This is a genomic window from Dyadobacter alkalitolerans DSM 23607 (assembly GCF_000428845.1).
Classification (GTDB): Bacteria; Bacteroidota; Bacteroidia; order Cytophagales; family Spirosomataceae; genus Dyadobacter; species Dyadobacter alkalitolerans.
The window spans coordinates 124,244-137,950 of record NZ_AUAS01000015.1 but is presented as its reverse complement, the minus strand read 5'-3'; the positions used below and the strand labels follow the sequence as shown (position 1 = coordinate 137,950).

The window sequence follows — 13,707 nt, the reverse complement described above, 5'->3', positions numbered from 1 at the left end:
ACGTAGGGTAAAGCCAGGTATGATTGTACATTCGGATCGAGGGGGCCAATATCTGTCGCACAAAATGAAAAAACTGATTAAGACTTTTAAGCTAAAACAGAGCATGTCCCGGGCCGATGATCCGTACGACAATGCGTGGGCCGAGTCGTTTTGGAGCAGGCTAAAGGCAGAGCTGAATATGCCGAAAGGTGGATATGAAAGCCTAGAAAAATTAAAGACCGTCCTATTTGAATACATTGACGGATACTATAATACACGAAGGTTGCATTCCTCTTTAAACTATCTGAATCCGGCTGCCTTCGAGGCTGAATACTATCGGCAAACTGGATGAGAAATGAGACTTTTAATTTTACTAACCCGCAAAAGTGTAAACCAAAACGGAACCACGTCAAAATTCTATGCCGGAAAAGGGAGGCAAGTTTAAACTAATCCTTAACACTTATAGAACCAAGCTAGCAAATGAACTCGTCCCGCAGTTGTTTAGCCAGTGTGATAATACCTTCAAACGAAGAAGGCTTTGTGTAGTAGCGGGAAATCCCGGCTTGATAAGCTTGCTCAATCAGGGAAGTATTTGAGCTGGTGGAGACCATGACAATGGGTACCTGGCTAAAAGATGGGTTTTGCCTGATTGCAAACGCTGTTTCAATGCCGTTCATCAGGGGCATATTCATATCCAGGATAATTAGCGTAATGTGTTGACCTTGTTGTGTCTGGATCAATTGAAGTAAGTCCCTCCCATTTTCAGCTTCAATAATCGTAATCTGCTCATCAACCTGGTTGATTGCTTCTTTGATCAAAAAGCGGTCATCCACATGGAAAATTCGGTGAAATTGACCACCCCATTTCAGTTTAAATTGACCACCCCATTTCGGAGTAAATTGACCACCTGTTTCGGACGAAACTGACCAGTAGATTCCGGAGCAAACTGACCACCCCGTCAAGCAGAAAAATGCTGTAGAATCACCCATATTTTTGGCGGACACCAACCGCGGAAAGTATGGCAAATTCAACTATCAGCATGAATAAGATAAGACAGATCCTAAGGATGTACAGTCAAGGGCGCAGCAAGCTTTTTATTGCTGAGCAAACGGGCGTTTCCCGCAATACGGCCAAGAAGTACATGGCTACTTTTGAAGCGAGCGGGCTGACTTTCGAGCAGATCAACGGCCTGAACGACAAGGAACTGGACGAGTTTTTTGGGGCAGTCAAACAGATGCCGCCGCAGGACAGGCTGTTGAACTTACAGCGCTGTTTTCCCCGAATAGATAAAGAGCTCAAAAAAACCGGCGAGACGCGTTATTCGCTCTGGGAGAGCTACAAAAAGGAATTCCCTGACGGTTTTGGCTATACCCAGTTCTGCTTCCACCTGGCCCAGTGGAAGGCCCGGGTAAACCCAGTCATGCACCAGGACCATAAAGCAGGCGATAAGTTCTATATCGATTTTGCCGGTGTAAAGATGAGTTTTGTAAGCAGGGATACCGGAGAATTGATTGAGGTTGAGGTCTTTATTGCCATCCTGGGCGCCAGCCAGCTCACCTATGTGGAAGCGGTCATGAGCCAGCAAAAAGAAGATCTGATCCTGGCTTGTGAGAACGCCTTTCATTACATCGGGGGTGTCCCGGCGGCCGTAGTCCCGGATAATCTCAAGGCGGCCGTCACCAAGAGCAACCGGTATGAACCTACGCTGAACGAGACTTTTGAGGACTTTGCCAACCATTACGGGACGACCATATTACCCACCAGGGCTTACCGGCCACGCGACAAGGCGTTGGTCGAAGGGGCTGTTAAAATCGTTTACAGCCGGATCTATGCGCCTTTAAGAAAGCAGGTTTTTAACTCACTATCCGAGCTAAACGCAGCCATATGGGCGGCCCTGGAAGTCCATAACAACCAGCTCCTGCGTGGTCGCAATTACAGCCGCAGGCTTCAATTCGAAGAGATCGAGCGGGGCGCACTCTCTCCGCTGCCGCTGCTCCGCTACGAGTTCAAAAAGCAGTCGCATGCGACCGTGATGAAAAACGGGCACGTCAACCTGAGCATCGACAAGCACTATTACAGCGTCCCGTACCGGTTCATCGGCAAGAAGGTCAAATTGCTGTTCTCGGGCACGTTGGTCGAGATCTATTATCGTTATGAGCGCATAGCCCTGCACCAGCGTGTCAAAAGCCCCTACAATTACTCGACCGATAAAGAGCACTTGGCCAGCACGCACCGCTTTTTGACCGAATGGACCCCGGACAAGTTCGTCGAATGGGCTTCTTCGATCCACGATGACGTCAGGCTTTATATTCTCAAAATACTGGACCGTAAACAGCATCCCGAGCAGGCCTACCGCTCCTGCATCGGTATTTTATCCTTCGCAAAAAAGGCTGGCGAACAGCGGCTGATCAGCGCATGCCAGCGCGCGTTGAGCTACGGTATTTACAACTATAAAATCATCCAGATGATCCTGGAAAAGAAGATGGACCAGTACGAGGACAGCCTGTTCGCCGACGAGCTACCGATGCCTAACCACGACAATATCAGGGGCGAAGAATATTATCAGTAACCTTTTAAACAATCCATACAATGAACAATGACACCTTGGAGAAGCTGCGCAAGCTTAAATTTTATGGCATGTTCCATGCCTTCAAAACCAGCCTGGAAAGCGGGAAAACCAATGATTATACGGCCGATGAGCTATTGGGGTACCTTGTGGACGCCGAGTGGGACGACCGCAATAACCGCCGCGTGGAGCGGCAGATCTACCAGGCCCGGTTCCGTTATAAAGCCGTCGTCGAAAATATCCATTACCATGCCGATCGCAGTCTGGACCGTAACCAGGTCATGCGCCTGGCTGATTGCTCTTTTATCACCCGCAACGAGAACCTGCTGATCACCGGCAGCACCGGGATCGGCAAAAGCTATGTGGCAACTGCCATCGGCCATCAAGCCTGCATCCAGGGGTACCGCGTACTTTACGCGAGTACCCCAAAACTGTTCGCGCGCTTGAAAATGGCCAAGGCCGACGGCTCTTATATCAAGGAAATCGCCAAGATCGAACGGCAGCACCTGTTGGTGCTCGATGACTTCGGTATCCAGCCCTTCGACGCCCAGAGCAGGGCCGCCCTGATGGAGATCATCGAAGACCGGCATGGAAAAGCATCGTTGATTATCACTTCGCAGTTGCCCGTCAGCAAATGGCATGAAGTGATCGGTGAAAAAACCATTGCCGACGCTATCCTGGACCGCATTGTCCACGACGCACACCGCATAGAACTGAGAGGGGAATCGATGAGAAGAAAGAAAAAAATAGAGCCCGAAAACAGCTACCAATAATACGACCTTAATTAACTAATTTTGAAACTGCTTCTGCAGCTTTTTTCTGCTAACGGCCGCCAGACATTTAGGTGGTCAATTTGCCACGGAATCAGGTGGTCAACTTCTCCGAAATACCCACATCCACATCATCATCAGCAAAATAAACAGTGATATCGGGCTGCATTTTTTAGGGTTAGCTTAACCGCTTCTTTATAAGTTGTGGTAAGAACGAAGGTACTTATTAATTTCTCGATTAATAGCTTTTGAAGGTTTGATGCATTCTGGCTTTAAAAAACCTGTCATTTTCGTTATGCAATCTACTGTACTTAGTGAACAGGAATGGATCTGCGATCCGCAAGACTGTTTTTAAGCACCGCCTGTTTAGATAGCCCCGGTTATTTGGAAATCTGGGTATACAACGTGTCGTGGTACAATAATTTAAGTGGTGACATAATAAACTGAATTCAAAAAATTATTATGAAAACGACTAAAAAGAAGGCTAGCAACATCCTTAATGAAGCGGACGGTGAAAAATTGAAAGAGCTGTTTGTAGATGGTTTGAAAGATATTTATTGGGCCGAGCAGCACCTTGCGAAGGCACTTGTTAAAATGACCAAGAATGCTACCTCAGAAGAGCTTAAATCCGCTTTTCAATTGCATACCGAGCAAACTACCCAACACGCCGCCACATTGGAGCAGGTATTTGAGATCGTTGGCCAAAAAACGAAAGCTAAAAAATGCGCTGCTATGGAAGGGCTAATCGAGGAAGCGGAAGAGATCATCGAAAGCACTGAGAAAGGCACAATGGTGCGTGACTGCGGTCTGATCATGGCTGCCCAGAAGGTCGAGCATTATGAGATTGCGTCCTATGGTACGCTCAGAAACATCGCACGTACTTTGGGCTACACGGAAGCTGCCGATTTATTGCAACAAACACTTGATCAGGAAGGGGAAACCGACCAAATTCTAACTGGCCTTGCTGAAAGCTACATCAACGAGCAGGCGAGCGCCGAATAATACATTGCAGGCTTGCTGATGGGAAAGGTTACCCAAAGGTGCTTTTACCATCAGCAGGCCAAGCTATACACACAAAATAAATAAAAATGCACCCTTGGCTTAACCAAATTCAGAGACTGCCAGGCTGGATTTAGATCATAACTGTTCACTAAACTCAACATTAGTATGAATAACCATGTGCTTCGGGCACTCCAGGCTTATCTGGCACTTTTCATCCCAAAACCGAATTGATTTTCAAAGACGTCAATAAAATTGAGAAATTGCCACGTGTTGTTAAAAAACATCAGGAAAACATGATTACCAACCTACGGGCATAGTGGTTGATCAAGAACTTGCAAATTGCTTTTGGTCAAAGCTGTCAGAGAAAATGTGGCCATATTCGGCTAATAGCCCAGTTGTTGTTAATGCACCTGCATATCAAATGTGTCCAAATCCCTCTATGGGATTAAATCGGACAAGTATTAAAGCAAGAGGCGAGCTCTCATTAGATAGATGGATAGTGGACCTGAATGCCGGGAATAGGCTTCCGTGCCGCCCAAGCCAGCACGCCATTGACATACATGTGCCGTCATGTGTTATCGGGACCAAGAACAATGGGTGAAACAAGGCTTAACTGACGCTATTTTAGCGAAATAAATTGTTGTCAATAAAGCGATCGCAGCTTGACGGGCGCAAGGAATTGCGGCTGCTTTGGCGGGTTCCTGGCATGCTTTTATATGTAATGTGACCTGAAATAAACAGGAGGCTCCGCAGTTTACCCAAGCCAACAATTATTACCAACATCTTACAAGATTATGAAGGATATTACAGAAAACGAATTGCTAAAAAACACGCATTCGCTAAACATAAAAGTATACCCAGGCACTCCGTACCCGCTTGGCGCAACCTGGGACGGTAAGGGCGCCAACTTTGCAGTCTTCTCAGAAAATGCCGAGAGAATGGAGCTGTGCTTGTTTAAATCCGACGATGATTTAAGTCAGGACGTTATCAAAATAGAGGAAGTGACCCATAATGTTTGGCACGTTTACATTGAAGGGTTAGCACCTGGACAGCTTTATGGCTACCGCGCTTATGGGCCCTACGAGCCGCAAAACGGGCACCGGTTTAATCCCAACAAATTGCTCATTGACCCTTATGGTAAGGCCGTATCAGGAACAATCAAATGGGATGATGCCTTGTTTGCGTACCAGGTGGGTGATGAGTATCAAGATTTAAGTTTCAGCACCGTTGACAGCGCGCCCTTTCTTCCCAAATCTGTTGTTATTGACAATCAATTTGATTGGGAAGACGATAAGGCTCCCAAAGTGCCATACCATGATAGCATTATTTATGAAGCACATGTGAAAGGGCTTACTAAGTTGCACAAAGATGTTCCAGAAGACATTCGTGGCAGCTACGCCGGCCTTGCCCATCCAGCGATGATCAATTACTTGAAAAACCTGGGCATCACCGCCATCGAGCTTTTACCTGTCCACCATTATGTAGCTGACCGGCATTTACTTGAAAAAGGTCTCACCAATTACTGGGGCTATAATACGCTTAATTTCTTCGCCCCGGATGTGCGTTACAGCAGCAGCGGCACGCATGGACAGCAAGTGACCGAATTTAAGAACATGGTCAAGCAGCTGCATAAAGCAGGCATAGAAGTTATCCTGGATGTGGTCTATAACCATACCGCCGAAGGCAACCACCTGGGGCCTACATTGTCCTTCAAAGGCTTGGACAATGTTTCCTACTACCGGCTGAGCCAGGAAGACCCGCGCTATTACATGGATTACACAGGTACTGGCAATACGATGAATGCGCGCCTGCCATTTGTGCTGGGCCTGATCATGGACAGCCTTCGGTACTGGATCACTGAGATGCATGTGGATGGTTTCCGCTTTGACCTTGCTTCCGCGCTTGTCCGCACGCTGCACGAAACAGATACACTCAGTGCCTTTTTCAGCATCATCCATCAAGACCCGATCATTTCTCAGGTAAAGCTGATTGCAGAGCCCTGGGATATTGGAAGTGATGGATATATGGTCGGCCAATTCCCGGGTGGCTGGGCCGAATGGAACGGAATGTACCGCGACTGCGTCCGGGATTACTGGCGTGGGGCGGAAAGTAAGCTTGCTGAATTTGCCGAGCGCTTTACTGGCAGTGCTGATCTGTACAAAGGCGGTTACCGCCAGCCGACTGCAAGCATTAACCTGATCACAGCCCACGACGGCTTTACCCTGAATGATTTGGTCAGCTACAATGAAAAACACAATGACGCCAATGGGGAAGACAATAATGATGGTGCCAATGATAACAATAGCTGGAATTGCGGGGCGGAAGGCCCAACGGAAGATCCTGAAATTCTTACATTAAGGGATAAACAAAAGCGCAACCTATTGACTACACTATTTTTATCACAAGGCGTACCCATGCTGGTAGCCGGTGATGAATTTGGTCGAAGTCAACAGGGCAATAACAATGCTTACTGTCAGGACAATGAAATTTCCTGGCTTGACTGGGAAAATGCCGATCGCAACCTGCTGGAATTTACCAAGGGCATCATCCGCTTTTGTAAGGAACATCCAACGTTCCGCAGAAGACGGTGGTTTCAGGGAAGGCCGATCAAAGGTTCCAGTGTACATGATATCATGTGGTTCTTGCCAGAAGGCACCCAAATGACAGATGAAAACTGGGAGCATGGTTATGCAAAATCACTTGGCGTTTATCTGGACGGTAAGGGGATCAAGGATGTTGACTACAATTCTGGGCGGATCGTCGATGACACGTTTTACATCATTTTCAATGCGCACCATGAGCCGCTTGATTATATACTTCCTGACATAGAAGGTAGCAGCAGGTGGCAAAAAGTGATTGACACTAGCGATGGCTTTATTGGGTTGGACAGCCGGCTGGTTAATCCAGGTGGCGCTATTGAGGTTCAAAGCCGCTCAATTATTGTTTTGAAGTTTACAAATGGCTGAAAAGAAACCTGGATCTGGGAACGGATTTTGTGCAATTTTTAAAAATGCAGGATCGCGATAGGGGATGTAAGAGAAATTATTGCAAAGGTTGCCCAGCTATGGCGCATGCACAAAAAACGTGGGTCGTTATTTAAGGCGGCCATGCTACAAAACGATCATCGTATGCGGCGGATTTGCACGGCTGGGTACATGAATGCACTACTATTCCAAAAAGACCTTGAAACGGTTTATGACGCTTACAAATATTGCCTGGAAGACCCTCAATTAAGCGGCATTGTCCGTAGTGAGCAGGATATCTTATCAGCTTACCAGCATCATCCACTGGCATTCATTTTAAAACAGCAACAGCACCAGATCATTGACCACTACCTTGATCTGGTGCCGGAACTGGATCCGGGCTCGGATGAAAACGACCTCTTTGAAAACCATATTGATAAGCTTTGCGAAATAAACGCATCATTGGACCATCAGCTAGTAAGCAGGCAACGCCACCTTATCGGGAAATTGAATGTCGCTTAAATCCCCATTTGAACCCTTCTAAACCGACAAAGTTGGTAAATGATGAACCTTGACCAGGTGGGCTCATCTCCTTTGGAAGGTGGAAGGGACCAGGGATAGGGTTGTCCATCGTGCAAAAAGTCGTAGAAAACTAGGGAGGCTATATCAAAGCCATAGGCGAGCCTGGTCAAGGCGCAACCTTTCAGATCATGCTGCCAGTCGTTTAGCTGACTTGGACGGCTGAACTGACTTTTTGGCCAAGTTGTTCGGCAACTACTTTGCACAGGGGCAAAGCGCCAGTTTGTCGGAGCCAAAAGGTATTTCAATTTATATTGACTCTTGGTAGTAGCTCAAACATGCCCGAAGGTCTATGAGCGGTCATTTGATTATCATCTTTCTTAAATATGGGGGAGCTTGACAATTTGGCTTCTTGTCGGGCGCGCATTTACAGCAGACAAGCCGACAACCCGCTTCACTGCAGCAGCTCACTACATGGGAGCCGACGGATTCCTGAATGGTAAAATATGTCACCTGACCGTTGTGGCGCAAGCTGATAGGCGACTGGGCAGCTTCAACAAAAATGACTATCGAAACAGGCAAAACAACAGGTACCATAATTTGGATCCCAATTTAATTTTCGGGTAAAATTATAATGAATTTGCTTCCCTGGCCAGGCGAGGACTTAGCACTGATCTTGCCGCTGTGGTTCATTACCACCTTCTTGCACAAGGCTAGCCCGATGCCGGTCCCCGCGTAAGCCGCTTGTGAATGAAGCCTTTGAAAGACAGAGAAAATCTGTTCGGCATACTGCTGTTCAAACCCAATCCCGTTGTCAACAATTTCGATATGGTAATAAGTGCGAACAGGGCTCAATTCGGGATACAGCGCAACTTCGCCAGCTTTAACATGGCGACTGCTAATTGTTATGGCCGGAGGCTTTCCAGCTTGAGAAAATTTAAGGGCGTTGTTTACAAGGTTATAAAACAACTGTTTCATCTGGGACCGCCCTGCTAAAAGTACCGGTAGATTTAAAACGGTTACTGTAGCATTTTTCTGGCTGATAACCATTTCAAGATCTTCGCATACCTGTTCAATGATTTGGGTTAGATCGACCGGCTCGAAAATCTCTTCCTTACCAAGTTGCGTGAAACCCAGCAGGTCACGCAAGGTCTGGGCCATTCGTGTAGCTGTCGCCGTTATCTTTTCAAGATAGCGCTGTGAGTCTTCGTCCATCGTTTCGTAAGCCTTGCCTTTTATTAACCCAGCAAAAACGGTGATCTTACCTAAAACTTTCTTTGCTTTTGCGTTGAATGAGACCACATTATTATCATGCGGGTCAAGCAAGATTGTACCCACTGGGGCTTGTTCCAGGAAGCTGCCCAGATGTACCGACTTTATAGCCGTTTCATGTTGCGGGGTTGCCTTAAAAGCTTTGGCAACCTCGTTGGTTTTTTGAAAAGACCTTTTTTGACGAGTCCGAAGAGAAGCTGAATGGATTAATTCCACCAAGTTAGTCTCACGCCTAAATTGTACGCAAACAGCACTATTTCCAATACCTGGGCTAAATTGAAGACTTTGCCTGGTTTTCACGTATTGGGAAGGTTCGGCAAGGATAAAGATGGTTATCTGAGCGTCATTTGCATTTAAGCGTTGAACAACCTTAACGGGATTTTTCTGCTCGGGGCCAATAATAAATACATCTGCCTCTTTTCGAATGATCGGCTCAATTGCTTCTTTAAGGCTATATTTTAGCGGGTCACTAAAATCTGATTGGATTTGGCGCTGGTAATTCCCGAGGCCTGAATATAATATGTGTATCAAATTAAATGCACGTTTAGTCGGCAAGTAAAGGCAATTCCAAAAGGGAACGTCCGATCCAGGTGTAAAGCAAATCTGTTGTTGGCGACATTACGTGTGCCGCACGTGCATCGCGCAGAAGCAGGCCAAGTCTAGAATTCTGCTGGTAACCGATCCCGCCAGCAATAGTCATTGCTTCGTTAACAGTGTCAACGGCACATTTTGCAACTTGTGCCTTTGCGGCAAGGATGCTGAGCACAGCCTCGGGATGGTTTTGGTCGCCAGCCACAGCAGCATGATAAACGACGCTTGCGGCCATGGTAGATATCACGTAGGAATCTGCATGATTCCCATTGGTGACAAACGCTTTATTGCCATTGATTAGATATTTGTCCTGGTCAAGTGCAAGCAGCGCGGTTTTGGGGAAGTAAAAATGAGCGCCTGTACCAGTTTCGCTTAATGCAAGCGTAGTAATATGCTTACCCTGGGCAATCGGAACAAGATAGTTTACCTTCTACCAGTCAGTTGCTTTGGCGGCAATCACCGCTGTTCCAACACAATGCATCCCATAACACAGGCCAGCGGACGAGTAAGCCTTTCCAAGTTCTTCACATACCCGGACCAGCGCGGAAAGTCCTTGACCTAAACCGCCAAACTGCTCGTCGACCATTAGCCCGGTCAACTTGGAACTTTTAAGTGCATCCATCGTATTGTGCACCCAACTGCCGTCATGGTCTGCTTTTTCCGCTTCCGAACGCGTGACCTGCTCGGCTATATTGGCGGCTTCTCCTAATATTTGATCAAAATTCATAGTGCTAACTTTTCCCGTTCATTTACAATAACTGATCATCCTATTCACGACTTTGACCAGTTCAGAAAATGAAAATGGCTTTTCAATAAATTCTCTGGCACCATTTGACATGCTGCTGGCCTTATATTCTGTACTATTTGATGTTGAAAGAATCACTTTGGCAAGTCCGCGGTAGCGTCCGTCCGCATTCAAAACCTGAAGTGTTTTTAGCCCATCAAGTACTGGCATATTGATGTCAAGGATAGTCAGGCACGGTAAATCCGTATCAGACGTTGATTTTAAATGATCTATTGCCTTCTGTCCATTGTCTACAATTTTCAACACAATTGTAGGGTCAATTTGCATGAAAGCCATTTCGATCATTTCCTGGTCATCTGGATCGTCTTCCGCAATTAATATATTCATTTTAGGATAAACTGATTAAGGCAGTAAGATAGCCAAAACCTTGATGTTTTTTTCGGTTGCGGTAACTCACTAACTTATGTGTATTGATCTTGCCCTAATTTGACCATATATTTTCCAACAAATAGCCCCTTAGCCGTTAGTTAAACCAGGCCGACCGAAGGCTAACTTCTTTCTTCTTTTGGTTGAGTATGATTTAACTAAGTGAAAAACTCCCTGAAATGACAGATTATCAATTTATCTGCAAGATCAAGACATTCAAACTCGACCATTATGTGCCATCCATGGGATGGATTGGAAACAAGCCGCATAAAATTTAAACACAAGAAGATTCCCTATCATTCTTTGTCTATGATGAGAGAACTTCCAGGTTGTTTGAGTTTGCACTATTAGACCACAACAAGTTAAATAAGGCTACAATCTACGATTGCCTTGTAAATACTTACATGACATTGCCTACAACACAAGGCTAATCTCCATGTGAGCATTACCAGTCGAAGTTAAAAATGCGATTGCCCTTGGTTGTCGGAAATGATACATGTAAGATTGTCGGGCAGTAAGATAGATCTTTTCGGGTCCGTCCGTACAAACCAGAAATCTTCGGTTCTTGCAGTTATCTACATTCCTACATAATGGATGGTCAGCAGCGAGCTTCAGTCCGTGGCTACGTCTGCCATTTGTCGTTTGATTACAATCAGTGTACGCAGAAACGGCGGTTTAATCGAACACTTAGCAACATTCTGTAGCGACATTTTTACTTGAAAGAGAGGGGTTTAGTGAGCTTTCGGTTCAATAAATCTTACGCTTGGATACGTTAATATGTAATTGTATAGGCTGCGAAATTAATTGCTTTTTTAACAGCTTCTTTGAATCTTCAGATCTTCCAGAGACTGCATGGCAGAGCTGCACTATGAAGGGGTCAGGCGCTTAGTAAATGTGGTTCCTCCACCATATGCTATCAATTGGGTGTTTATTCCTTCTTGTAGATAATGGCGGTTTGCATTGTCACAAAGCAAGCGATTAATTACTGTTCAGATGTTGGGCTGCATCAAGCTGGTCAAGTTTGGCATGGGTTTTTTTAAGAAGTTCTATCACTAAATCAGCTCAGATTATGTTCTACCACGTAAAAGAATTACAGTTTAATGCCCGTGTCTCAAAGCCAGACCCTAAGTTTGCACGTCTGTTACTTGAACAGTTCGGGGGAAGCAATGGGGAGCTTAAAGCTGCCATGCAGTATTTTGTACAGGCATTTAGCTGTAAAAACCCTTATCCAGATAAGTACGACCTATTGATGGATATTGCCACAGAGGAATTTAGCCATCTGGAAATTGTTGGCGCTACTATTCAGATGTTGCTTAGCGGCGTAAATGGAGAATTGAAAAACGCAGCAGAAGAATCAGAAATCATGCAGCTACTTGACGGTCAGGCTGCTAAGGAAGGTTTTATTCACGAGGCCATGGTGAACCCGCACTTTGGCGTGCTGACCGGTGGAGGCCCGGCCCTGACAGATAGTAATGGTATTCCCTGGACTGCAGCTTACGTTACCGCGAATGGTGACCTGACTGTTGACCTGCGTTCCAATATTGCTTCTGAATCTAGGGCAAAAATAGTTTATGAGTATCTGATGAAGTTTACTGACGATCCCTATGTGAAGGAAACGTTGAGTTTTCTGATGACCCGGGAGATAGCTCATTATCAGATGTTTGAAGCGGCGCTGAATACAATACAGCCGAATTTTCCGCCTGGGGTTCTTCAAGGTGATCCCAGGTACAGTAACTTATACTACAATATGTCAACGGGAATGGATGCCCGCGGTCCATGGAATGACGGGACCAGCACCCAGCTCGGAGAAACCTGGCAGTTTATTGAAGATCCGCTGGAACACGTGATGAGTAGTAATGGACTTGTGGACCTGAAACCGACGGGAACTGACCGTACTCCGGATAAAGTTACCAAACTGGATAAAACCATGAGTCAGATCCGTAGCGAGGAAGTAAAGAGTGCGACCCAGGAAATAGATATGCAGTGGAGCACCTATACCAAGGAAGGCGGGATTATTGAAGAGCCTAAAAAGAAGAAATGATTACTGAAAAATTGAACCAACAAGCGGACCGGGTAGAAATTGTGTACTACACCGATCCGCTTTGTTGCTGGAGCTGGGCATTTGAAACCCACTGGCAACGTTTTTTACAGGAATACTCCGCGTATATATCTTATCAGTATTGCATGTCGGGACTCATACCAGACTGGGAAAGGTTTAACGATCCGCTTTATGCAGTGAGCAGACCTGTTCAAATGGGACCTGTCTGGATGGAAGTACATCACCTTACAGGCACCGATATCAATGATATGCTTTGGATCCTTGATCCGCCTGCATCTTCTTTTCCCGCCTGCATTGCGGTGAAGTCCGCCGGGCGACAGTCAAACCGTGCAGAAGAAGTGTTTCTTGGCGAGCTGAGAAAAGCCGTTATGCTTGAGGCCAAAAATATTGCCAAACCAGAGATTTTGATGCAGATAGCACAGAAAGCGGCTGACGACTATCCTGAGATTTTTGACATGCAAAGGTTTGAAAATGAATTTAATGACGAGCAGAGCCGGCAAGCATTCCGAGTTGATTTACAAAAAGTAAGATATAACCGCATTGGCAGGTTTCCATCGCTAACCATCACTTTAAATGGTCGGGGTGTTTTAATAACAGGTTACCGTCCCTATGAAGCACTTGTAGAAGCTTTGGAGCAAGTTGCCCCCGAAATTGTGAAAGCAAGAATGGGTTCTTTTTAACAATAGTTTTGTGAGCCACTTTTGTGTGCTGCCAACCAGTGTTTCGAATGCATTGTCTTTGAGCAGCAGTTGACTTTAATGTTCGTTGCTCTATTTTAATCCTGCTTTTGTAAGTTTTTTTTGCATAAAAGTGCT

13 protein-coding genes are annotated in these 13,707 nt (G+C 45.9%); 8 read left to right on the top strand and 5 right to left on the bottom strand.

The window, feature by feature from the left end:
- On the top strand, positions 1-331 hold a 331-nt coding region (locus tag G395_RS0122700), incomplete at its 5' end, for an integrase core domain-containing protein (RefSeq protein WP_026632173.1).
- A gap of 121 nt (positions 332-452) precedes the next feature.
- Here the strand turns inward: G395_RS0122700 and G395_RS31265 are convergent.
- The gene (locus G395_RS31265; RefSeq protein ID WP_051350308.1) at positions 453-968 is read right to left on the bottom strand and encodes a response regulator; all 516 of its coding nucleotides are present in this window, start codon (positions 966-968) and stop codon (positions 453-455) included.
- A gap of 29 nt (positions 969-997) precedes the next feature.
- Between G395_RS31265 and istA the strand changes: the two genes are divergently transcribed.
- The 5 genes from istA (at position 998) to G395_RS0122665 (ending at position 7,802) form a co-directional block, all read left to right on the top strand.
- Positions 998-2,548, top strand: coding sequence for an IS21 family transposase (gene istA / locus G395_RS0122690; protein ID WP_026632172.1), 1,551 nt, complete (start codon positions 998-1,000; stop codon positions 2,546-2,548).
- A 20-nt stretch (positions 2,549-2,568) separates the two neighbouring features.
- Positions 2,569-3,318, top strand: coding sequence for an IS21-like element helper ATPase IstB (gene istB, locus G395_RS0122685; protein ID WP_026632171.1), 750 nt, complete (start codon positions 2,569-2,571; stop codon positions 3,316-3,318).
- Positions 3,319-3,777: 459 nt separating this feature from the next.
- Positions 3,778-4,317: a YciE/YciF ferroxidase family protein gene (locus G395_RS0122680; protein WP_026632170.1), complete on the top strand. Its 540-nt coding sequence runs from the start codon at positions 3,778-3,780 to the stop codon at positions 4,315-4,317.
- A 794-nt stretch (positions 4,318-5,111) separates the two neighbouring features.
- Positions 5,112-7,283 (top strand): glycogen debranching protein GlgX, encoded by a 2,172-nt coding sequence (gene glgX / locus G395_RS0122670; RefSeq protein ID WP_051350307.1) that lies wholly within the window; start codon positions 5,112-5,114, stop codon positions 7,281-7,283.
- 162 nt (positions 7,284-7,445) lie between these two features.
- A complete protein-coding gene (locus tag G395_RS0122665) occupies positions 7,446-7,802 on the top strand; it encodes a hypothetical protein (protein ID WP_157486780.1) in 357 nt (118 codons plus the stop codon).
- Between the two features lie 609 nt (positions 7,803-8,411).
- Here G395_RS0122665 and G395_RS31260 read toward each other — a convergent pair.
- The 4 genes from G395_RS31260 to G395_RS0122645 are packed head-to-tail and all read right to left on the bottom strand — an operon-like array spanning position 8,412 to position 10,794.
- A complete protein-coding gene (locus G395_RS31260; RefSeq protein ID WP_157486779.1) occupies positions 8,412-9,602 on the bottom strand; it encodes a sensor histidine kinase in 1,191 nt (396 codons plus the stop codon).
- 13 nt (positions 9,603-9,615) lie between these two features.
- Positions 9,616-10,053, bottom strand: coding sequence for an acyl-CoA dehydrogenase family protein (locus tag G395_RS32560; RefSeq protein ID WP_310588912.1), 438 nt, complete (start codon positions 10,051-10,053; stop codon positions 9,616-9,618).
- A 39-nt stretch (positions 10,054-10,092) separates the two neighbouring features.
- Entirely contained in the window at positions 10,093-10,389 is a 297-nt protein-coding gene (locus tag G395_RS32555) for an acyl-CoA dehydrogenase family protein (RefSeq protein WP_026632166.1), read from the bottom strand.
- Between the two features lie 18 nt (positions 10,390-10,407).
- The gene (locus tag G395_RS0122645) at positions 10,408-10,794 is read right to left on the bottom strand and encodes a response regulator (protein ID WP_026632165.1); all 387 of its coding nucleotides are present in this window, start codon (positions 10,792-10,794) and stop codon (positions 10,408-10,410) included.
- A gap of 1,108 nt (positions 10,795-11,902) precedes the next feature.
- Between G395_RS0122645 and G395_RS0122635 the strand changes: the two genes are divergently transcribed.
- Positions 11,903-12,874, top strand: coding sequence for a manganese catalase family protein (locus tag G395_RS0122635; RefSeq protein ID WP_026632164.1), 972 nt, complete (start codon positions 11,903-11,905; stop codon positions 12,872-12,874).
- Positions 12,871-13,572 (top strand): DsbA family protein, encoded by a 702-nt coding sequence (locus G395_RS30005; RefSeq protein WP_051350305.1) that lies wholly within the window; start codon positions 12,871-12,873, stop codon positions 13,570-13,572. The genes G395_RS0122635 and G395_RS30005 overlap by 4 nt, the downstream gene beginning before the upstream one ends.
- Positions 13,573-13,707: the final 135 nt, after the last annotated feature.